This window comes from Robertmurraya korlensis NBRC 107688 (genome assembly GCF_001591645.1).
GTDB lineage: Bacteria > Bacillota > Bacilli > Bacillales > Cytobacillaceae > Robertmurraya_A.
The window spans coordinates 184,413-206,912 of sequence record NZ_BCVH01000006.1 but is presented as its reverse complement, the minus strand read 5'-3'; the positions used below and the strand labels follow the sequence as shown (position 1 = coordinate 206,912).

The following is a 22,500-nucleotide window of genomic DNA, read 5'->3' as shown; positions in this document are numbered from 1 at the left end:
TTAAACTTGTTTGAATAGGAAGTGGGTAAATCTGTATTTATATTCTATACATCAACAAATTCGGTCAAATTTCAACAAAAATCAAAGGTCAACCCACAATGAGGTTGACCTTGAATGTTTTCTTATTAACTAAATAACGAGATAATTTGTGCTCTCTCTTGCTCATTTAATGGTACTAGAGGTAGCCTTACCGACCCAACATCTAGACCTTTTATTTGAAGAGCTGTTTTAACTGGGGTTGGATTAGGTGCTTGAAACAAACCTTCCATTAATGGTAAGAGCTGTTGATGCTTCTTTGCAGCCCCTTGAATATCCCCATTTAGAAATGCGGACACCATCTCTTGCATCTCATTTCCAATGACATGTGATGCTACCGATACAATTCCAGCTCCGCCGATTGATAGAAGCGGTATCGTTAATCCATCGTCACCACTATACACCAAGAAGTCATCGTCTGTACCGGCAATAATAGCAGTCATAGCATTTAAATTTCCACTAGCCTCTTTTACCGCAACAATATTATCGATTTTAGATAATCGAATGATTGTTTCAGGTAATATATTGACAACTGATCTACCTGGAATATTGTACATCATAACTGGGAGAGACGTTGCTTCAGCTGCTGCTTTAAAATGCTGATACAATCCTTCTTGATTTGGTTTATTGTAGTAAGGAGCAACGATCATTACGGCATCTACGCCAATTTCCTCTGCTTTTTTTGTTAGCTCAATGGTCGCATATGTGTTATTGCTTCCTGTTCCCGCAATAACAGGTACACGCTTATCTACAACCTTCACCACATGTTGAAATAATGCAATTTTTTCTTCCTTTGATAACGTTGGTGACTCTCCGGTTGTTCCAGCAATAACTAGTGAGTCCGTACCGTTTTCAATCAAGTGATTAATTAATATTGTTGTTTTTGCAAAATCAATATGCCCTTTGCTATCAAAAGGCGTAACCATCGCTGTAGAAACTCGACCAAATAAAACCATATTGCCACTCCTTTAAATCTAATGCTTAGAAAAATCTTTAGTTCTCTTCATCAAGGTTAAAGGCATCATGCAACGAATTTACGGCTGTTACAAGATCTTCTTCCTTAACAAGTACCCATATCGTCGTATGACTATCAGCCGATTGCAGAATCCGAATTCCATTTTCAGAAAGCGCTGATACAATTTTAGAAGTTACCCCGGGAACACCAGCTATCCCTGCTCCTACAACAGATACCTTGGCACAATCTTTCTCAAACTCCGGCTCATGACCTAAATCACGAAGAACAGCAAGCGCCTTATCAGTCATTTCTTTGGACACGGTGTAAACCACTCCATTTGGCGAAATATTAATAAAATCGACACTGATCTTCTCATTAGCCATTGATTTAAACACTTCTGCTTGAAGGTTATACTGACCTTTTTTGGCAAGAACTTTAATTTGAGTTACAGGTGATAGATGTGCAATGCCCGTTACTGTACGTTCCTTTATATCACTTCCACGGTGATTGTTCGAACTCGACGTAACAAGAGTTCCTTCAGAATCCGAATAGGTTGAACGAATGCGGATAGGTACCTTTGCTTGCATGGCAATTTCGACCGCTCTTGGATGGATAACCTTCGCACCCTGATACGCCATATTACATACTTCTGTATACGTAACAACCGAAAGTGGTCTTGCATTTTCAGCAATTCTTGGGTCTGCTGTCATAATTCCCTCGACATCAGTAAATATATCGATTACCTCTGCTTTTAAAGCAGCTCCAAGGGCAGCTGCTGAAGTGTCACTTCCACCACGACCGATCGTGGTAATGTCACCGTTTTGAGCGGCACCTTGAAACCCTGCAACTACAACAACATCGTGTTGTTCAAGTTCTTCTATCACACGTTCACAGTTCATTTTAATAATTTTTGCATTTGTATGGTCATCAGTAGTTAGAAAACCTGCCTGCGCACCTGTTAATGACGTTGCATTAACCCCTGCCTCATGCAGTAAGTTAGAGAAGACTACACTCGAAATGGCTTCCCCACATGACAGTAACAAGTCCTGTTCACGCTTAGAAATTAGACTTTGTGCACCACCAATAAGGGAAAGCAGTGTGTCTGTAGCATACGGGTCGCCCTTTCTACCCATAGCAGATACAACGACTACTACTTTATACCCTTCAGCTAATGCATTTTTAATATGTCCAATTGCAAGATTTCGACTTTTTTCATCTTTTACTGAAGTGCCACCAAATTTTTGAACAATCATTCTCATTGTTACACCTCTAGTTTTTTACAGCATCATTTTCTATTTCACAATACCTAACTTCACTAAACTCTCAGCGATTTGAACAGAGTTCCAAGCCGCTCCTTTTAAGAGGTTATCTGATACAACCCACATATGGAAGCCCTTTTCATTGTCCAAATCCTTACGAATACGTCCAACAAACACATCATTTTTTCCTACACAATCTGCTGGCATTGGATATACTTGGTTTTCTGGGTCATCTTGAAGCACAACTCCTGGTGCATTTTCTAATAAGTTCTTTACATCCTGTGCAGATACACCAGCCTGATCTACTTCAATAAATAATGATTCAGAGTGTCCAGTTGCAACAGGCAAACGAACGCAAGTAGCTGCTACTTGAATTTCTGGTAAGTGCATAATTTTCTTAGTTTCATTAATCATTTTCATCTCTTCATACGTAAATCCGTTTTCTTGGAACTTATCAATTTGAGGAATGGCATTAAACGCAATTTGATAGTGCTTCTTATCAGACTTTACTGGTAGAATCTTTGGTTCATAGCTTTCATTGGCTACGATTGCTTTTGTTTGCTCGTACAACTCTTCCACCGCAGCCGCACCTGATCCAGAAACCGCTTGATACGTAGAAACGATTATTTTATTTAATCCATATTGTTTACGAATAGGTTCTAATGCTACAACCATTTGAATGGTAGAACAATTTGGGTTAGCAATAATACCTTTATGTTCATGTAAATCCATTTCGTTCACTTCAGGTACAACAAGCGGAACATTTTCATCCATGCGGAATGCACTTGTGTTATCCACAACAATAGCACCATGCTTTACCGCTTCTGGTGCTAGTTCAAGTGATACGCTTCCACCTGCACTAAATAACGCAATATCGACCCCTTCAAAGCTCTCCGGCTTTGCTTCTTGAACAGTGTATTCTACCCCTTTAAATAGGACTTTACTTCCTGCTGAACGTGAGGATGATAACAACGTTAATTTTGAGATTGGAAATTCTCTATTTTCAAGAGTTTGAATCATTTGTTGACCTACTGCTCCTGTTGCTCCCACAACAGCTACATGAAATCCTTTTTCTACTAATGCCATTTCGTAAATCCCCTTCCAATATCTATAATGATCGATAAGAATTCTAGTAAAACATTTATCGCATTATTAAAAACATCAACATGTAATAAATGTCCTTTGTACCGCCATTCTGATTCATGGCTATATAATAACATTTATTTTAACATATTCATGCATTAATGAAGTACATTTTTTATTAAAGCCGTGCAAAGGAATCTATTTTTCCTCAGTACACGGCTTTGGATCTATTGCTAGAGTTGGATGAGGGCAAATTACCTCTATTTATTACTGTGCATCTTTATACCTTTCAACGAGTACTGGCTGAATTTGTGTACTGTTAAGAGCAGCTTCCACCGTATCGGAAAGCATGGTCATACGTGCTACTAATGAATTTGGTTTTTTTACTGGGTCATCTTGACCGTATGGAATGAAATAAATATTTTTTGTCGCCATCAATCTCATCAAGTTGACACCATTTAGGCCAAGTGCATCGTTTGTGGAAATCCCTAATACAACGGGCTTACCATTTCGTAACGTTGCTTTGGCAGCCATTAACACCGGGGAATCGGTCATTGCATTAGCAAATTTACTCATCGAATTCCCAGTTAACGGAGCAATAATCATACAGTCTAATTGTATTTTAGGCCCTAACGGCTCTGCACCAACAATAGAATCAATAACTTTATGCCCTGTCAGCTTTTCAATTCTTTCGATCCAATCCTCACCTTTTCCAAAACGAGTGGTCGTGTTTTTAACTGTGTTAGTTACCACTGGCAAGACTTCCGCACCAGCATTTATAAGCTTTTCTATTTCCGGGTACACAGCATCGTACGTACAGTGAGATCCCGTCAGACCAAAGCCAATTTTTTTCCCTTGTAAGCTCATGTTACTTCCCCTTTCTTGATTGCATATCTTCTAACAGCAGTTGAGAAAGAACGTTTGCTAAAATTTGACCTGCTGTTTTTGGAGCAACGATGCCTGGAAGTCCTGGGGCTAGAAGAGCTTTAATCCCTCTTTTTTCAGCGTATCGGAAATCGGTTCCACCAGGCTTGGATGCTAAGTCAATAATCAGAGTATGAGTAGGCATCCTTGAGATTACCGAAGCCGTTACGATTAGATCAGGAATGGTGTTGATACAAATATCAACATCCTTCACCTGTTGTGATAGTTCATCAAGGTGAAAAGGTGTTAAGGCCATTTCAGTGATCCGTGCAATATGCTCTCCTTTTCTTGCTCCTACCTTCACTTTCGCTCCAAGGGCAGAAAATGTGCGTGCTACACTCATTCCTACTCTCCCTAAGCCAAGCACCATAATTGTTGATCCATGTATAGTAAAGTCGGTGTGCTGAATTGCCATCATAATGGTACCTTCGACTGTCGGAATAGAATTATAGATAGCAACATCGTCCCGTTCAAACAATTTCACGAGTCTTCGATTAGAGTCATCCGTGATTTTATTCAAATATGCATTAGAAATACCGGAATAAATCGTACAATGTTCTGGTGTTTGTTCTAAGTGTTCAGCAGTTAAAACTACCTTTTCATTTGAGAAGATCGTTTCTACTTGACCTTCTAAATTTGTTCCAGCTACCGGTAAAATGATCACATCTATATCTGAAAATACTACTTCATCCAATTTCTCCTTAACTGCACCAGTAAAGGCATGGTCGAGTTGCTCAAAGCCAATCAAAGAGAGCTTCGCATCGAGCTCTGTTAGCTTTCGGACGATTTCGAGCTGTCTTGCGTCTCCGCCTATGACTGCTATTTGCATCCCTGTTAGCATGAAACACTCACCTTCTTTTTTAATGATCCAAATCCAAACATTACTGCATTACTCCAACATACTATGTATTTACCCCGTAATCGGTGAGTTTTTCTTAGGAAAAAAGCCTAAGTAAAACGAAAAAAAAGAACTGATGCCTAAGCACAGTTCTTTACTCCTCTTGAATGTCGATAATGATCATATCCGTCCCAATCGTTTTTATATGCTTCCATGGAACTCTTACCTCTCCACCCTGCCTTTTAAAACCAAACCATTTAACCGAGGGAATTAAAAGAGCCTGAATTTGGCCATTGCTTTCGTTAATCTCTAAATCCGTCTGGCCAAGTATTCCAAGCCTCTCTGCTTTTTTGACATCAACAATTTCCTTCCCGCTCAATTCACTTAGTCTCAATTTCTTCACTCCCCTTTTGTCCTCTATACATCCTAGTATAGGAAAGACAAATATATACGTAAGAAATTAAAAGAAAAAAGAAAAAGCCCGAGCTAAAAACTCAGGCTTTTAAATACTAAATATTTTTCGGAAGTACACCATCTGGACTAATTAATGATACCGAATATTGATCATCAAAGAGTTTGTTTGCCATGGCATCTACACCATCTTTTGAAACAGAGTCAATTTGTTCAACAATCTCATCAAGTGTACGATGTCTTCCTAATAGAAGTTCATTCTTGCCATTACGACTCATGCGGCTATTTGTACTTTCTAGGCTCAGCATAAGGCTACCCTTTAATTGCTCCTTACTGTTACGAAGCTCCTTATCTGTAATCCCTTCAGCCTTTAGCTTTGTTAACGTTTCTTGAATCGTGTCAAATAACACGTCTAACTGCTTCGCACCTGTACCACCATAAATAGTAATTACTCCAGAATCCTGAAACGAGGAATGATAAGAGTAGACAGAATAGGCAAGACCTCGCTGTTCACGAACTTCTTGGAACAATCTACTACTCATGCTCCCACCAAGTACATTGTTAAGCACGATCAGATTATAAATGTCCTCGTCACCAACCTGTAATCCTTCATAGCCAATACATAGATGTGCTTGCTCGGTTTCTTTCTTTCTAGAAAGTCGGTTTGTATGAAACGTTGGTTTTTCAAAATTATTTCTAGATTTCCCTGCCTCGTATGCTCCGAATAACTTTTCTACCTCTTGAATAAAAGCGTCAGAAATATTCCCTGCAACAGAAATAACCACATTTTCTGGAGTGTATGTATCATGCATATATTGCTTAAGTGTATCCCCTGTAAAGGTTGCTAACGTATCCTCTGTACCCAGTATCGGAAACCCAAGAGAATGGTTTTCATAGATCGCTTTACTTAAAAGATCATGTACGATATCATCCGGTGTGTCATCATACATTTTAATTTCTTCATAAACAACATTCTTTTCTTTATCTAATTCCTCAGCAACAAAGGTTGAGTTAAAAAACATATCAGATAAAACTTCAAGTGCAAAACTAGCATGATTGTCGAGAACCTTCGCGTAATAGCAAGTATATTCCTTGGATGTAAAGGCGTTCACTTGTCCACCAATACTATCAAAGCTTTCAGCGATTTCCCTAGCGCTTCTTGTTTTAGTTCCCTTAAAAAACATATGCTCAAGAAAATGCGAAATTCCGTTATTTTCAGGTGTTTCATTTCGGGAGCCAGTTCCAATCCATACTCCGATTGCGACGGAACGAACCGTAGGGATATTTTCTAACACAATTCTTACCCCATTTTGGCATGTATATCTTTTTATCACGTGAACTCCTCCTGTCTACAGTGTACTGCTACGATAATTATACGTTATCTAGGATAACTAAAATTATTCTTGCTCATTTAATACCGATTTCTTCATGACTCTTTCTTCACTCAACAGCTCAGACACCGTATTAATTTCATATTTTTCAAGCTTAATTCGTTTAATAAGTTCATCTAGAGCTTTTGCCGTTGAATCTGTAGGATGCATGAGTACCATGGCTCCCTTATGCACCTTCCCCATCACACGGCTGATAAGTTGCTCTGGAGTTGGTTTTTGCCAATCAATCGTATCAACACTCCACATTACTGTTCCGAGCTTATACTCTGCTGCAATCTTCACTACTTCCTCACGATAGCTTCCGCTTGGTGGAGCAAGCCAAACAACTTCTTTACCCGTTGTCGCTTTTATAACTTCATTTGTTTTCACAATCTCTTCTCGGATTTTCGCTGAAGAAATTTCCTTCATATTCGGATGAGTGTAAGAATGGTTACCTACTTCATGACCAGCCTCAACAATCATTTTGGCAAGCTCCGGATTTTCTTTTACCCATCTGCCCTCAAGGAAAAAGCTAGCATGAACATTATTCTTTTTTAACGTTTCCAAAATTGGCCCAAGGTACTCATTACCCCACGCGACATTTATAATAAACGTGACCATCGGCTTATCAGGGTGGCCTTTATAAATAGCTGTTGGGGGAAGGTCCTTTAAATGAACTGTTGGTGGTGTCTGTATGTATACGAGTTTAGCTGGATCGAATTTCCCGTCCTTTTTCATCTTAGCATAACTAGCAGAAATGTCGACTTTTAAGCCATTATGTCCAGGAAGTGCCTTCCATACAGGATCAACCTTAGCGTCTTGTGCAGGTTTTTCATATTCTTTTGCCTTTTCTTCAATTTCCATATACAAGGCATTTTTTTGACCTGAAGCAGGAATATTGATCACCTTTAAGCCATGTACGTATCGATCCGTTAACGGATTGTTAACTAACATTATAGAGAGTACGCCAATTATAGACATAGTAATTAGTTTCTTCATTCTTAATCTCCTCCTTCACTTGTACATTATGAAGAGAAAGGACAAGGTAGAACATGTAAAGGAGAATTCTTTCTATACTCTAAAAACCAGAACCATCATTGTAAGCGTCGTCATTCCTTAGTATGGAAAAAGCCAGGGAAAGAAAACCCTGACTCTTCATTGTGTTACTTTAATTTTGAGCCTGTTCCTTTTGTTCACGTTGTTCTTTAAGAACAACTTTACGTGACAAGTTCACTCGGCCTTGCTTATCAATTTCCATAACTTTAACTAATATTTCATCACCAATAGCAACCACATCTTCTACTTTACCGACTCTTTCTTCAGCAAGTTCAGATATGTGAACTAATCCATCTTTCCCGCTAAATAGCTCAACAAACGCTCCGAATTTTTCAACTCGTTTTACTTTACCTAAGTACATTTGTCCAACTTCTACTTCACGAACGATGTCTTCAATAATTTTCTTTGCCTTTTGGTTCATTTCTTCATTAGTAGAAGAGATGAAGACTGTACCATCTTGCTCGATATCAATTTTCACGCCAGTTTCTTCAATAATCTTGTTGATTTGCTTTCCGCTTGGTCCAATAACATCACGAATCTTATCTGGGTTGATATACATCGTAATAATCTTCGGCGCGTATCTAGAAAGCTGTTCTTTTGGAGTTGAAATCGTTGCAAGCATAGAATCAAGGATCTGCATACGGCCTATCTTTGCTTGTTGCAATGCTTCCTCAAGAATTTGTCTTGATAAACCTTCGATTTTAATATCCATTTGTAGTGCTGTTACACCTTTCGATGTTCCAGCCACTTTAAAGTCCATATCTCCGAGATGGTCTTCCATACCTTGGATATCTGTAAGGATCGTATAGTGCTCACCAGATTTCACAAGACCCATTGCTATACCAGCAACCGGAGCCTTAATTGGAACACCAGCATCCATCATAGCTAATGTACTTGCACAAATACTTGCTTGAGACGTCGAACCATTTGATTCTAATACTTCTGATACAAGACGGATCGTGTATGGGAAATCCTTTTCAGAAGGAATAATTGGTTCAAGTGCACGCTCCCCTAACGCACCATGGCCAATTTCACGACGACCAGGCCCACGCATTGGGCCAGTTTCTCCAACAGAGAAATTCGGGAAGTTATAATGATGCATAAAACGCTTTTCTTCTTCAATTCCTAATCCGTCTAGAATTTGTACATCTCCTAAGGCTCCAAGGGTACAAATACTCAATGCCTGCGTTTGCCCACGAGTGAACAAACCAGAACCATGTGTACGAGGTAGTAAATCTATCTCTGATGATAAAGGACGAATCTCCGCTGGATTACGACCATCAGGTCTTACCTTTTCTTCCGTAATTAAGCGACGAACTTCACCTTTAACCATTTTATCTAAAATTTGTTTTACTTGTTTTAAGTCTTCTTCTTCAACTGCTTCTTCTACGTATTTTGCAATGACAGATTCTTTCACTGCACGAATCGCATCTTCACGAGCATGCTTTTCTTGAACCTGAATTGCCTTAATCATGTCAGCTTCGCATATTCCACGAATTTCTGCTTCTAGTTCAGCGTCTAGCTGATATAAAACAACTTCTGTCTTTTCTTTCCCAATTTCAGCAACGATTTCCTCTTGGAATGCGATTAGGCGCTTGATTTCATCATGGCCAAACATAATCGCTTCTAGCATCGTTTCTTCTGGTACTTCTTCTGCACCCGCTTCAACCATGTTAATAGCGTCCTTTGTACCGGCAACAACTAAGTGCATATCGCTTTTCTCTGTTTGTTCAACAGAAGGATTGATCATGAATTGACCATCAATGCGACCAACAGTTACACCGGCAATTGGGCCTTCAAAAGGAATGTCTGATACAGAAAGTGCTAGTGAGGAACCAAACATTGCCGCCATCTCAGACGAACAGTCTTGATCCACACTCATTACCATGCTGACCACTTGAACTTCATTACGGAACCCATCTGCAAACAATGGACGAATCGGTCTGTCAATTAAGCGACTAGCTAAAATAGCTTTTTCACTTGGACGTCCCTCACGTTTGATGAATCCTCCAGGGATTTTCCCAACCGCGTATAAACGCTCCTCATAGTTTACTGTTAATGGAAAGAAATCGAGTTTCTTCGGTTCCTTTGATGCTGTAGCTGTACTTAGTACAGCTGTATCGCCGTAGCGTACGAGTACAGCGCCGTTGGCTTGTTTAGCAAGCTGTCCAATTTCGACGGAAAGCTTACGACCAGCCCAATCTATCGTATAGATTTTCTTGTCTTGTCCCATTTTTTACCCCTCTCTACCAAATTCTTTGGTATGTTAACATTTATTAGATGTATATAAATTGTTCTTTCATTAATGGAGAACAAATATAAAAATATAGGCGAATATCCTATAGTATGTACATAATAATGAATCCTTAAAAAGCTCAATTAATAGAAATTTATTGCTAACAAAAAAGCGGGAAAGAATCCCGCTTTTAAGATTAGCGACGTAAGCCAAGCTTCGTGATTAATTCACGGTAACGAGTAACATCCTTGTTACGAAGGTATGTTAATAAGTTACGACGTCTACCTACCATTTTTAAAAGACCGCGACGTGAGTGGTGGTCCTTCTTATGAGTACGTAAATGTTCATTTAAGTTGTTGATTTCCTCAGTAAGGACAGCGATTTGAACTTCTGGAGATCCAGTGTCGCTTTCATGAGTTTTATACTCACTAATAAGTTCATTTTTACGTTCTTTAGTGATTGCCATCCGTTTCACCTCCTATTATTTCAATCCCCTGTTACTGAGCCAGCGTCGGTGACTCGACTAGCCAAGCAAAGGTTCATTTCGTACGTTTCTAAGAATACACTTTTTTATGACAAATTGCAAGGCTTAGTCTTTGAATTTTCAAAGTAAAGGAGTGAATTTTGTTTATCTCGCTCGATTTGTGACACAAGTTCGCCAATGCCAGCAAATTTCTGTTCCGAACGTAAGTATTTATGCCATTCAATCGTTACATACTCTCCATATATTTGATCATTAAAATCAAAAATATGAACCTCGACACTTGGTCTTTTCGACTTTTCCTTATTAAAAGTCGGTTTAAACCCGATATTACACACACCTTCATACCATTTTCCTTTAACGAGCATTCGTACTGCATGAACGCCTAATGGTGGAAGAATGTACTCTTCATTTAAATCAATATTGGCTGTAGGGAATCCAATGGTTCTTCCCCTTTTGTCACCATGAACAACAATTCCAGTAGTTGTATAAAAACGACCAAGTAATTCAGGAAGGTCATTGAGCTGTCCATTTTTTATATGCTTTCTAATTAAAGATGAACTTATTTTTTCATCATGGTTTTCTAGCTTAGGAACAACCGTATAGTCGAATGCTTGTCTTGAATGAAATGGCAGAGTTTCCATCGTACCCTTACCAAGCTTCCCGTAGGAATAATCAAAACCAGCGACAACGTGAACAGCACCTAGTCCAATTAAATATTGATCAACAAACTCCTGTGGCAATAGGTTCGCAAATTCACTCGTAAAGTTCACGACAAATAAGTAATCCACCTGTTGTTCAGAAATAACCTTAATCTTTTCTTCTAACGGGGTAATATACTCAACCTGTTTCACCTTTTTGAGTACTACTGATGGATGGGGAGTAAATGTCATTACCGCACTTTTAACTCCTTTTTCCTTGGCTATTCTGGATGCCGTATCAATGACTCTCTTATGTCCTAGATGCACCCCATCAAAATACCCAAGGGCAATGACCATTGGTTGAAACTGTTCCTTTGAGAATTGATGGGGATGAGTAATGTTTAAAACTTCCACAAGCTTTCTCCCTTTCTTTACCAACCTAATTCTCTATATGTAGTACCTTTGTTGGCTTCATTAGATTAGGCTTATGAGGATGGTGCATGTATATAGCTAACGCCTTGTGATCCATTGATTCAAGTACGATAGGCTCTTTAATATCTTGTAGTATTTCTGGTATTTCGAGGACAGCTCCATTTTTCACTTTCTCAACTAATTTATCACTTATTTGATATTTCGGCAAATGGATAAGTGCCCTTTCAATCGGATACAAAGCGTCTAAAATCGTTCCGTTATTTGCCATTTCCTCAACTTCTAGGAGTGTCTTACAGTCATCTAGACTAAAAGAAGCTGACTCTATTCGTCTAAGGTCAGACATATGTGCAGGATAACCTAATCGTCCTCCAATCATCACTGCTAACGTTCTAATATATGTTCCTTTACTACAAGCAACTCGAAATCGGAAAGAGATCGTTTCCCCTTCAAATACTTCACGGTCATCGAGAAGCTCAATCGAATAGATTGTTACCTGCCTGGTAGGGCGTTCCACTTCTATTCCCTTTCTTGCGTATTCATATAATCGTTTTCCATTTACCTTAACTGCTGAGTACATAGGAGGCGTTTGAGAAATCTCCCCTGTAAGTTCCAGTAACACAGCTTTTACCTGCTCCCGGGTAATCTTATGTTCGATGACTTTCCTCTCAATCTCTTCACCCGATGCATCCTCGGTTGTTGTAGCAAAACCAAGCGTTACTTCTCCCTCGTACACTTTGCCAGCATCTGTTATGTATTCTGCAACCTTTGTTGCGCGTCCAAGGCAAATCGGTAACACTCCATCAACCTCTGGGTCGAGTGTACCTGTATGTCCTATACGCTTCATCCTCAATATTTTTCTAAGCTTAAAGACGCAATCGTGCGACGTCATTCCTTTTGGTTTAAATAATGGTAAGATTCCTTCCATTTTTGATCCTCCTGGTCTTTCAATTAGAAAAAAGGATAGACAAATGTCTATCCCTCTTTTATTAATCTTCTCGTTCGGTTTGTTCTTCCTTCGTCTCTTCCTTAATTTGATACAAAAGATTTTCAATTCGATTTCCATAGTCGATCGATTCATCGAATTCAAATGTAATTTCAGGAGTTTTTCTAAGACGAATCCTCTGTCCAATTTCCGAACGGATAAATCCTTTTGCTTTAGCTAACCCCTTTAGTGTATTTTCTCTCTGAAGGTCATCACCTAACACAGAAATAAACACCTTTGCTTGTTGAAGATCTCCTGTTACTTGTACATCTGTAACAGTAACAAAGCCAATACGTGGGTCTTTTATTTTACGTCCAATAATTTCCCCAAGCTCTTTTTTCATCTGTTCTCCAACTCGATTAGATCTAAGGCTCATGGTAGTCACCTCTTTGTCATCCTTAGAAAACAATGCTTTTAAAAGCACTGTCTATAGGGAACGATTTATCTATTTGTTATTACGCATGATGTCCATGCATATGAGGAGGAGTGATTCCCCCCCGTTTATGTTATTATATCCATTCCATGTCGGTTATTGTGCGTTCGATTTCTGGAAATGAATCAATTAACTTTAATGCATCCTGCAATTCTCTTTCAACGGCTACCTTTGAGGAAGCAACCGATACAATGGCAATTTTTGTACGCTGCCATGTATCTTGATAGTCAACCTCAGCTACAGATAAATTGTAGCGTTGTCTAAGTCTAGTGAGAATGCGCTGAAGGACAGCTCTTTTATCCTTTAAAGAATGGGCATCATAAATGAGGCACTCACAGGCGGCTAAGCCAATGATCATTTACGTTCCACTTCTTGCATAACGAAGGCTTCGATTACGTCCCCTTCTTTTACATCATTATAATTCTTGACGGTAATTCCGCACTCATAACCTTGAGATACTTCCTTCGCATCGTCTTTGAAACGCTTAAGGGCATCAATTTCGCCTTCGAATACAACAATTCCATCACGGATGACACGAATCCCACTTCCACGAGCGATTTTTCCATCAGTAACATAAGAACCTGCGATTGTACCGACCTTCGAAACCTTAAATGTCTGACGAACTTCCGCTTGACCGGTGATTTTCTCTTCAAATTCTGGATCAAGCATACCTTTCATCGCTGCTTCAATTTCTTCGATTACTTTATAAATAATTCGGTGTAAGCGAACATCCACTTCTTCCGTTTCTGCTGCACGCTTCGCATTATTATCAGGACGAACATTAAATCCAATAACAATTGCATTTGATGCAGCTGCTAAAGTAATATCTGATTCATTGATTGCACCAACACCAGTGTGAATGATTTTTACATTTACACCTTCAACTTCAATCTTTCGTAAAGCAGCAGCAAGTGCTTCAACAGAACCTTGAACGTCCGCTTTCACGATTAGGTTTAGATCCTTCATTTCCCCTTGCTTCATATGCTCAAATAGATTATCAAGACTTACACGTGTCTTTTCTGAACGAGACGCTTGGATAGCAAGCTGAGAACGCGCTTCTCCTACTTGACGAGCCGTCTTTTCGTCTTCAAATACAACAAAACGATCTCCAGCAAGTGGCACATCATTTAAACCTGTAATTTCCACAGGAGTAGACGGACCAGCTTCCTTCACACGGCGACCAAGGTCATTAACCATTGCACGTACACGTCCAAAAGTTGTACCGACTACGATTGGGTCTCCAATGCGTAACGTACCGTTTTGAACAAGAAGTGTAGCTACAGAACCTCTACCTTTGTCTAACTGTGCTTCGATAACCGTTCCGATTGCTTTACGCTTTGGATTTGCTTTATATTCTTCCACTTCACCGACAAGAAGGATCATTTCTAATAAGTTGTCGATTCCTTCTCCTTTTAAAGCTGAAAGTGGAACGAAAATAGTATCTCCACCCCAAGCCTCAGGAACTAAGCCATATTCTGTTAACTCCTGCATGACACGGTCAGGATTTGCACTCTCTTTATCCATTTTGTTCACAGCTACAATAATCGGAACCTCTGCAGCTTTTGCATGGTTAATGGCTTCGATGGTTTGTGGCATAACACCGTCATCCGCTGCAACTACTAAAATCGTAATATCCGTAATTTTCGCTCCACGTGCACGCATCGTTGTAAAAGCAGCGTGACCTGGTGTATCAAGGAACGTAATTTTCTTACCGTTTTCTTCGACTTGGTATGCACCGATATGCTGAGTGATACCACCTGCTTCTCCAGCAGTAACCTTTGTGTTACGAATTGAGTCAAGCAAAGTGGTTTTTCCGTGGTCAACGTGACCCATAATTGTAACAACAGAAGGTCTTTCTACAAGATCTGCGTCATTATCCTCAGTGAAATACACTTCTAGGTCTGTAACATCAATCTTGATTTCTTCTTCTACTGCCACACCATATTCGGCTGCAATTAGCTCGATTGCATCCTTATCAAGTGATTGGTTAATCGTCGCCATTACACCCAATAAGAATAATTTCTTAATGATCTCAGATGGTTCACGGTGTAGCTTTTTAGCTAACTCGGCAACTGTAAGCGATTCTGTAAAGGTGATTTTTTCAGGTAATTCTTTCTTTTTAGGAGGCTGAGCCGGTTGTGACTGGTGCTGTACACGACCCTTTTGCTGATTTTTTCCCTTTTTACCATTAAAGCCTTTTGAATTTGATTGGTTTCCTTGTACTGCCTTAGGACCAGTTTTCACTTTTACTTTAGAAGGAGCCACATTACGATCATCGTCTTCTTCAAATGCACTTGCCTTAGCTTTTGATTGTGCTTGTGGAGCAGCAGGCTTTTGTTGTCCTTGTGCTTGGGTTTGTTTTGGAGCTTCCTTCGTTTCCACTTTGCCACCCTTAGCATATTGCTCATCTAGCTTTTTAACAGTATCATCTTCAATCATTGTCATATGGTTAGAAACCTCAATATTCATTTCTTTTAATTTTGTGATGAGTTCTTTACTCGAAACATTATGTTTTTTTGCATATTCATACACTCGCATTTTACTCATGTTTACACCCCCGCTAGAATTAATCGAGCAACGTCATTAGCTTCTTGGCAAATCCTTCATCTAGAACAGCCACGACTACACGGGCTTCTTTTCCGATCGCTTGACCGAGTAAAAAACGGTTCTCAACTATTTTACAAGGAATGTTATAGGATTTGCATTTATCTGTCACTTTTTTCTGTGTGTTTTGGGATGCATCTGCTGAAAGCAAAACTAATTTTGCTTTATTGCTGCGAACCTCCTTGATGGAAAGCTCCTCCCCAGAAATCACTTTGCGTGCTCGATTGGCTAAGCCAAGTAATGACATCCACTGATTTTGCTTCATTTGGACTGTCAATTCTCCTTCTCAACAAGCTCCAACAATTCTTGATAAACAGAATCGTTCACTTGAACTTGCAATTGATTCGATAATATATTCTTTTTCTTCGCTAACAGAATAGCTTCTTTGTCTTTCGTAAGGTAGGCACCTCGACCCGACTTTTTACCGGTTAAGTCAATGGAGACCTCGCCTTCCTTCGAGCGAACGATGCGAACAAGTTCTTTCTTCGGTCGCATTTCTCCGGTAGCAACACATTTTCTTAATGGAACTTTTCTATTCGTGTTCACCATCATCCACCCCTTTCTTACTCCTGCTCTTCTACGTACTCTAAATGTAAATCAGTATCTGCTTGCGCGTCTTCCTCTTCGTCATCAAACGAAAGAATGCCTTCTTCACGCGGGAAAATACCAGCTTCTCTTGCATCTGTCTCTGATTTAATATCAATTTTCCAACCAGTAAGCTTTGCTGCTAAACGCGCATTTTGCCCTCTTTTACCAATTGCTAAAGATAATTGATAATCCGGAACAATTACTGTCGTTGCCTTCTCTTCTTCATTGACGATTACATCAAGTACTTTAGATGGGCTGAGCGCATTTGCTACAAATACATAAGGATCATCCGACCATTTAACAATATCGATTTTTTCTCCCTTTAACTCGTTAACAATGGCTTGAACACGGGCACCTTTAGGGCCAACACATGCCCCTACTGGGTCAACTTCTGGATTATCAGAATGAACGGAGATTTTCGAGCGGTCACCTGCTTCTCGAGAAACGGATTTGATTTCAACGGTTCCGTCATATATTTCAGGAACTTCAATCTCAAATAGTCTCTTTAAAAGACCTGGGTGTGTTCTTGATACAAAAATCTGTGGGCCTTTGGTTGTTTTTTCCACTTTCGTAATAAATACTTTAATACGATCATGTGGCTTATAACGCTCGTTTGGCATTTGTTCATTTGCTGGAAGAATTGCTTCTATTTTCCCTAAGCTTACATAAATAAACTTCGAATCTAAACGCTGAACAATACCTGTCATAATATCTTCTTCGCGGTCAATAAATTCAGAATAAATAATTCCTCTTTCGGCTTCACGTACACGTTGAGTAACAACTTGCTTGGCTGTTTGTGCAGCGATTCTGCCAAAATCCTTTGGTGTTACTTCAAGCTCTACCACATCTTCAATCACATAATTCGGATTGATTCGTCTAGCTTCCTCTAGAGAAATTTCAAGCCTTGGGTCGAATACTTCATCAACGACTTCTTTTCGAGCAAAAACACGCATCGTTCCAACACCAAGGTTTAGATCAATTCGAACATTTTGTGCTTGATTGAAATTTCTACGGTAGGCAGAGATAAGCGCTGCTTCAATTGCCTCAATAATTACATCACGTGAAATTCCTTTTTCCTTTTCAAGCAAAATAAGAGCATCTAATAATTCACTGCTCATGAAAATGGTCCCCCTTTAACACTCTAAATGTCTCTCATGTAATTTGTTATATGAATTATGAGAAAGTCACCGCTAGGCGAGCATTTGCTACCTTATCGAAAGGTATTTCAATCGTTTTCTTTCTCGTCTTAATCTTTACTTCAACTGTCACGGTGTCTCCCGTAAAGTTTGTTAACACACCTTCAAAAGTTTTTTCACCATCGATAGGCTCGTACGTTTTTATATGTACATTTTTTCCGATCGCTTTTTCATAGTCCTTCTGTTTCTTCAATGGACGCTCTGCACCAGGAGAAGAAACTTCAAGGAAATAGTTATAAGGAATAGGATCAAGCTCATCAAGCTTTTCGCTTAATTTTTCACTTACTATTCCACACTCTTCAATGTCAATGCCTTGGTCTTTATCTATATATACACGAAGGAACCAGCTTTTCCCTTCCTTCACATATTCAATATCAACTAATTCAAGGTTGAGGTCATTAACAATTGGTTCTACGATTTGTTCAACTACTTCAATTACCTTGCTCATATTATTCCTCCTAACCAACCTAAAGTAGCTAATCTCCTAAAATAGAGTCCATACAACACGAAAGAGCGGGGAAGTCCCCACTCTTGTAAACGAGAGTTATTCTTAGTATTTCCAATAAAACTATACCATAACCATACCATTTATGCAAATGCAATAGCATTGGGGGTGGTCTCCGGAAGCGTGCTCCAAACCGTTTCCACGTCTTTGTTTTAAAACAAAGAAAGTTGGTTTTGATCAGGTAATGCCTCTAGACACCCATGGTTATCTAGATACTCAATAATGGTCTTAGAAACCTTCCCTCTTTGCTGTAAGTCCTCCTTGGATAGGAACTCTCCATCCTCACGCGCTTTTACAATGTTGAGAGCGGCATTCGTTCCTAATCCAGGTATGGAATTAAATGGAGGAATCAGTTTATTTCCTTCAATAAGGAATTCCGAAGCACTTGATCGGTACAAATCGACCTTTACAAAAGAGAACCCTCGCTCAATCATCTCTAGTGCCAATTCAAGGACGGTTAGTGTGTTTTTTTCCTTAGTAGAAGCATCTAAGCCTTTTGAATTGATGTCATCAATGACTGCTCGGATTGCTGAAGACCCCTTCACCATCGCATCAATATCAAAATCTTCTGCTCTAACGGTAAAATAGGCTGCGTAATATAGGATTGGATGATGCACTTTGAAGTAAGCAATCCTTACTGCCATTAGAACATAAGCTGCGGCGTGGGCCTTCGGGAACATGTATTTGATCTTTTTACAAGAATCAATATACCATTCTGGTACTTCGTTCTTTCGCATCTCTTCTTCCATATCATCACTTAAGCCTTTCCCTTTACGAACTGACTCCATGATTTTAAAAGCAAAGGATGGCTCTAACCCTTGATAAATTAAATAAACCATAATATCATCACGACAGCCGATTACTTCACTCAGGTTACAAATATTATTGTGGATAAGTTCTTGTGCATTCCCTAACCATACATCTGTACCATGGGAAAGCCCTGAAATTTGGACCAACTCCGAGAAAGTGGTAGGTTTCGTATCTTCAAGCATTTGTCTTACGAAACGCGTTCCGAATTCAGGAATACCAAGTGTTCCAGTTTTACACATAATTTGTTCTTCTGTGACTCCAAGTGCTTCCGTCCCACTAAATATCTTCATTACTTCAGGATCATCGGTTGGAATGGTCTTCGGATCAATTCCACTTAAGTCCTGGAGCATACGAATAACGGTTGGATCATCGTGCCCAAGAATATCGAGTTTTAGCAAGTTATCATGAATGGAATGGAAGTCAAAGTGAGTGGTTTTCCATTCAGACGTTTTATCATCTGCTGGGAATTGTATCGGCGTAAAATCATAGATTTCCATATAATCCGGTACAACGATAATTCCCCCTGGATGCTGACCAGTTGTTCTTTTTACACCGGTACAGCCCATCGCAAGTCTTTCAATTTCAGCTCCACGAATTTGCAGATTATTATCTTGCTGATAAGCCTTCACGTAACCAAAAGCTGTCTTATCAGCGACCGTACCAATCGTACCCGCACGATATACATAATCCTCACCAAACAGTACCTTCGTATAATTATGAGCACGTGGTTGGTACTCTCCGGAGAAGTTCAAGTCTATATCGGGAACTTTATCACCTTTGAAACCTAGGAACGTCTCGAACGGAATATCGTGCCCGTCTTTTTTATATTTGCTTCCACAGTTTGGACAATCCTTGTCAGGCAAGTCAAATCCTGAACCAACGGAACCGTCATTAAAGAATTCCGAATGTTTACATGCCGGACAAACATAATGTGGCGGTAATGGATTTACTTCCGTTATCTCTGTCATTGTAGCAACAAGGGAAGAACCAACCGATCCACGCGAACCTACTAGGTACCCATCATCAAGTGATTTTTTAACAAGCTTATGTGAGATCAGATAGATAACGGCAAACCCGTGTCCTATAATACTCTTTAGTTCTTTTTCAAGTCTAGCCTCTACAATTTCTGGAAGCTCGTCACCGTAAATGCTTTTTGCCATATCGTAACTCATTTTACGCATTTCTTCATCGGCGCCTTCAATTTTAGGAGTATACAAGTCATCCTTAATCGGCTTGATCGTATCTATCATATCAGCAACTTTATTAGTATTTGTAATAACAATCTCACGTGCTTTTTCTTTTCCTAAAAATGAAAATGCATCTAGCATTTCATTCGTCGTACGGAAATGAACATCAGGTAAATTATGACGATTAAGCGGATTTGCTCCACCTTGAGAGTTCACTAATATTTTCCGATAAATTTTATCATTTGGGTTTAGGTAATGTACATTTCCAGTCGCAACAACCGGAATCTCTAGCTTTTCACCAAGTTTCACTATATTAGCTATAATATCCTCTAATGATTTTTCATCATTAACTAGCTCTAACTCTAATAAATGAGCATATACTGCTTTTGGATGTACCTCGATGTAATCGTAGAAACGTGCTGGCTCTTCTACTTCTTCAGGAGCCTTTTGCATCATTCCCTCGAATACTTCACCTTTATCACAACCAGAACCAATTAAAATTCCTTCGCGATGCTTTTGTAATACAGACCGTGGAATTCTCGGAACACGGTAAAAATAGTTTAAATGAGAAATAGATACTAACTTAAATAAGTTTTTTAATCCAATTTCATTTTGAGCTAAAAGCGTGCAATGGTAGGGTCTTGCTCGTTGATATGCATTTCCTTGGCCCATATTGTCATTCAGTTGATTATGATACTGTATTCCCTTTTCCATAACATCCTTCAGCATCGTCAATAACAGATAGCCGGTTGCTTCCGTGTCATAAATCGCACGGTGATGCTGAGTTAACTCAATGTTAAATTTCTTAGCTAACGTATTTAATCGATGATTTTTCATATCAGGATATAAGAAACGCGCTAACTCTAACGTATCTATGACCGGGTTCTCTGCACGTCCGAGGCCGTATTTCTTATAGCCAACATTTAAAAACCCCATATCAAAAGAAGCGTTATGCGCAACTAGGGTGTCATCGCCTGTCCACTCTTTAAATTTACCAAGTACCTCTTCTACCTCTGGCGCATCCTTCAACATATCATCGGTAATTCCTGTCAAATTCATAATCGTTGCAGATAAAGGATGATGCGGATTAGCAAAAGCCTCAAATCGGTCAATGATTTCTCCATCTTTAATCTTAACTGCAGCCAATTCAATAATCGTATTATAAACAGCCGATAAACCTGTTGTCTCAACGTCAAATACCACATACGTCTCGTCTGCAAGGATTCTCTCCGCTTCGTTATACGCAATCGGAACCCCGTCATTTACAAGGTTAACTTCCACCCCGTACAAAATCTTTATATCGTTCTTTTTCCCGGCTCCAAATGCTTCCGGAAAAGATTGTGCTACCGCGTGGTCGGTAATTGCAATGGCTTTATGTCCCCATTTTTTTGCTTGAGAAACTAATGCACTAACTGGTGACACAGCGTCCATTTGGCTCATTGGCGTGTGTAGATGAAGTTCTACACGCTTTTCGCTTGACGTATCCTGACGCTCAATGGGCTTAATTTCATTAATATCGTTTCCAATCATAACTAAGTCACGGACAAATGTATCGTTTTGAATGCTTCCTCGAACTTTTACCCACATGCCCTTTTTCACGTTTTGGAAGAGAGCCGCATCCTCTTTATCACGAGAGAACATTTTTACCATAATTGAGCTAGTATAATCAGTAACTTTAAAGGTTAATAGAGTTCTTCCACTACGAAGCTCTCGTGTTTCAGCAGCAAAAATATACCCCTCTACGACTACTCTACGTTCTTCATCAACAATATCTTGGATTTTCCTAAAATCAGAATCATCCTTAATTGTTAATCCAATCGTTAATGGACCGGTATATTCACCCGTACCGCCGGCAGCTTCCTTCTCGGCTTCCTGCTTCTCCATCTCAATCGCCGCTTGCATGCCTCTTTCCTTGTCTTCCCTCTTTTTCGCCTCAAGAAATTGTTCATACTGTTCCGTAGAAGCTTCTGTGTTGATCTCAGTATCAATCACTACTTGGGGAAATCCGAAAAAACCGTATGCATCAGAAATAAAGCCTGCATATTTCCTTTTTATTGCTAAGCCTTCAAGCTCGTTGCCAACAAAAATAGTAATTTTCGCTCCTTGGACTTTTGGCTTTTGTTCATTTAATAGTTTAATAAGTGGTGGTGATATGCCATCAATTTGCTGAATGCAGCTATTCCAATACTCTAATATTAAATCCTCTGTCATTTGCTGATCTCTTACCTGTATCGTGTATGAGACTGATGCAATATGTGAGAATGTTGTTTGTAATTTATTCGTGAACGTTTGGTAGACTTTAATTGGCAAAATCTTCTCAAACGAAAAATAAAAACTCCATTGTCTCTTAGATTTTTCAATTAATACTTTTTCAATCATAGCATCTTGAAAATACGGCATGATCATATCATCCGTTAGTTGTAGCTGCTGGAGTAATAGTTGGAATCGTTCCTTACCAGATGATCCGTTCATC

The 22,500-nt window shown here is 39.4% G+C and carries 20 protein-coding genes; all 20 read right to left on the bottom strand.

Annotated elements, in window-relative coordinates; translation table 11 throughout:
- Positions 1–125 precede the first annotated feature (125 nt).
- On the bottom strand, positions 126–992 hold the full coding sequence (gene dapA, locus BKO01S_RS11230; protein WP_066053434.1) for a 4-hydroxy-tetrahydrodipicolinate synthase: 867 nt from the start codon (positions 990–992) through the stop codon (positions 126–128).
- A 37-nt stretch (positions 993–1,029) separates the two neighbouring features.
- Positions 1,030–2,250: an aspartate kinase gene (dapG, locus tag BKO01S_RS11225; RefSeq protein ID WP_066053430.1), complete on the bottom strand. Its 1,221-nt coding sequence runs from the start codon at positions 2,248–2,250 to the stop codon at positions 1,030–1,032.
- A 33-nt stretch (positions 2,251–2,283) separates the two neighbouring features.
- On the bottom strand, positions 2,284–3,336 hold the full coding sequence (asd, locus tag BKO01S_RS11220) for an aspartate-semialdehyde dehydrogenase (protein ID WP_066053425.1): 1,053 nt from the start codon (positions 3,334–3,336) through the stop codon (positions 2,284–2,286).
- A gap of 264 nt (positions 3,337–3,600) precedes the next feature.
- The gene (dpaB, locus tag BKO01S_RS11215) at positions 3,601–4,200 is read right to left on the bottom strand and encodes a dipicolinate synthase subunit B (protein ID WP_066053422.1); all 600 of its coding nucleotides are present in this window, start codon (positions 4,198–4,200) and stop codon (positions 3,601–3,603) included.
- A 1-nt stretch (position 4,201) separates the two neighbouring features.
- The gene (dpaA, locus tag BKO01S_RS11210) at positions 4,202–5,098 is read right to left on the bottom strand and encodes a dipicolinic acid synthetase subunit A (RefSeq protein WP_066053417.1); all 897 of its coding nucleotides are present in this window, start codon (positions 5,096–5,098) and stop codon (positions 4,202–4,204) included.
- A gap of 151 nt (positions 5,099–5,249) precedes the next feature.
- Positions 5,250–5,489, bottom strand: coding sequence for a YlmC/YmxH family sporulation protein (locus tag BKO01S_RS11205; protein ID WP_066053414.1), 240 nt, complete (start codon positions 5,487–5,489; stop codon positions 5,250–5,252).
- Between the two features lie 115 nt (positions 5,490–5,604).
- Complete coding sequence (locus BKO01S_RS11200; RefSeq protein WP_066053411.1) at positions 5,605–6,840, bottom strand: M16 family metallopeptidase; 1,236 nt, start codon at positions 6,838–6,840, stop codon at positions 5,605–5,607.
- Positions 6,841–6,903: 63 nt separating this feature from the next.
- The gene (locus BKO01S_RS11195) at positions 6,904–7,875 is read right to left on the bottom strand and encodes a polysaccharide deacetylase family protein (RefSeq protein WP_066053406.1); all 972 of its coding nucleotides are present in this window, start codon (positions 7,873–7,875) and stop codon (positions 6,904–6,906) included.
- A gap of 169 nt (positions 7,876–8,044) precedes the next feature.
- Positions 8,045–10,165 carry a polyribonucleotide nucleotidyltransferase gene (gene pnp / locus BKO01S_RS11190; RefSeq protein ID WP_066053403.1) on the bottom strand — a complete coding sequence of 707 codons (2,121 nt, stop codon included), beginning with the start codon at positions 10,163–10,165 and terminating at the stop codon, positions 8,045–8,047.
- Positions 10,166–10,364: 199 nt separating this feature from the next.
- On the bottom strand, positions 10,365–10,634 hold the full coding sequence (gene rpsO / locus BKO01S_RS11185; RefSeq protein WP_066053400.1) for a 30S ribosomal protein S15: 270 nt from the start codon (positions 10,632–10,634) through the stop codon (positions 10,365–10,367).
- A gap of 104 nt (positions 10,635–10,738) precedes the next feature.
- The gene (gene ribF / locus BKO01S_RS11180; RefSeq protein WP_066053495.1) at positions 10,739–11,704 is read right to left on the bottom strand and encodes a bifunctional riboflavin kinase/FAD synthetase; all 966 of its coding nucleotides are present in this window, start codon (positions 11,702–11,704) and stop codon (positions 10,739–10,741) included.
- Between the two features lie 25 nt (positions 11,705–11,729).
- Positions 11,730–12,647, bottom strand: a complete 918-nt coding sequence (truB, locus tag BKO01S_RS11175; RefSeq protein ID WP_066053399.1) for a tRNA pseudouridine(55) synthase TruB — start codon at positions 12,645–12,647, stop codon at positions 11,730–11,732.
- Positions 12,648–12,708: 61 nt separating this feature from the next.
- The gene (gene rbfA, locus BKO01S_RS11170; protein ID WP_066053396.1) at positions 12,709–13,080 is read right to left on the bottom strand and encodes a 30S ribosome-binding factor RbfA; all 372 of its coding nucleotides are present in this window, start codon (positions 13,078–13,080) and stop codon (positions 12,709–12,711) included.
- Positions 13,081–13,213: 133 nt separating this feature from the next.
- Positions 13,214–13,495 carry a DUF503 domain-containing protein gene (locus BKO01S_RS11165; RefSeq protein WP_066053393.1) on the bottom strand — a complete coding sequence of 94 codons (282 nt, stop codon included), beginning with the start codon at positions 13,493–13,495 and terminating at the stop codon, positions 13,214–13,216.
- Positions 13,492–15,684: a translation initiation factor IF-2 gene (gene infB, locus BKO01S_RS11160; RefSeq protein WP_066053389.1), complete on the bottom strand. Its 2,193-nt coding sequence runs from the start codon at positions 15,682–15,684 to the stop codon at positions 13,492–13,494. Before infB ends, BKO01S_RS11165 begins: the two co-directional genes overlap by 4 nt.
- 19 nt (positions 15,685–15,703) lie before the next feature.
- Entirely contained in the window at positions 15,704–16,006 is a 303-nt protein-coding gene (locus BKO01S_RS11155) for a YlxQ family RNA-binding protein (protein WP_066053386.1), read from the bottom strand.
- 8 nt (positions 16,007–16,014) lie between these two features.
- Entirely contained in the window at positions 16,015–16,287 is a 273-nt protein-coding gene (gene rnpM, locus BKO01S_RS11150; protein WP_066053493.1) for an RNase P modulator RnpM, read from the bottom strand.
- 17 nt (positions 16,288–16,304) lie between these two features.
- Entirely contained in the window at positions 16,305–17,447 is a 1,143-nt protein-coding gene (gene nusA, locus BKO01S_RS11145) for a transcription termination factor NusA (RefSeq protein ID WP_066053383.1), read from the bottom strand.
- Positions 17,448–17,502: 55 nt separating this feature from the next.
- On the bottom strand, positions 17,503–17,973 hold the full coding sequence (rimP, locus tag BKO01S_RS11140) for a ribosome maturation factor RimP (RefSeq protein WP_066053379.1): 471 nt from the start codon (positions 17,971–17,973) through the stop codon (positions 17,503–17,505).
- Positions 17,974–18,182: 209 nt separating this feature from the next.
- Positions 18,183–22,499: a PolC-type DNA polymerase III gene (locus BKO01S_RS11135; RefSeq protein ID WP_157077354.1), complete on the bottom strand. Its 4,317-nt coding sequence runs from the start codon at positions 22,497–22,499 to the stop codon at positions 18,183–18,185.
- Position 22,500 lies beyond the last annotated feature (1 nt).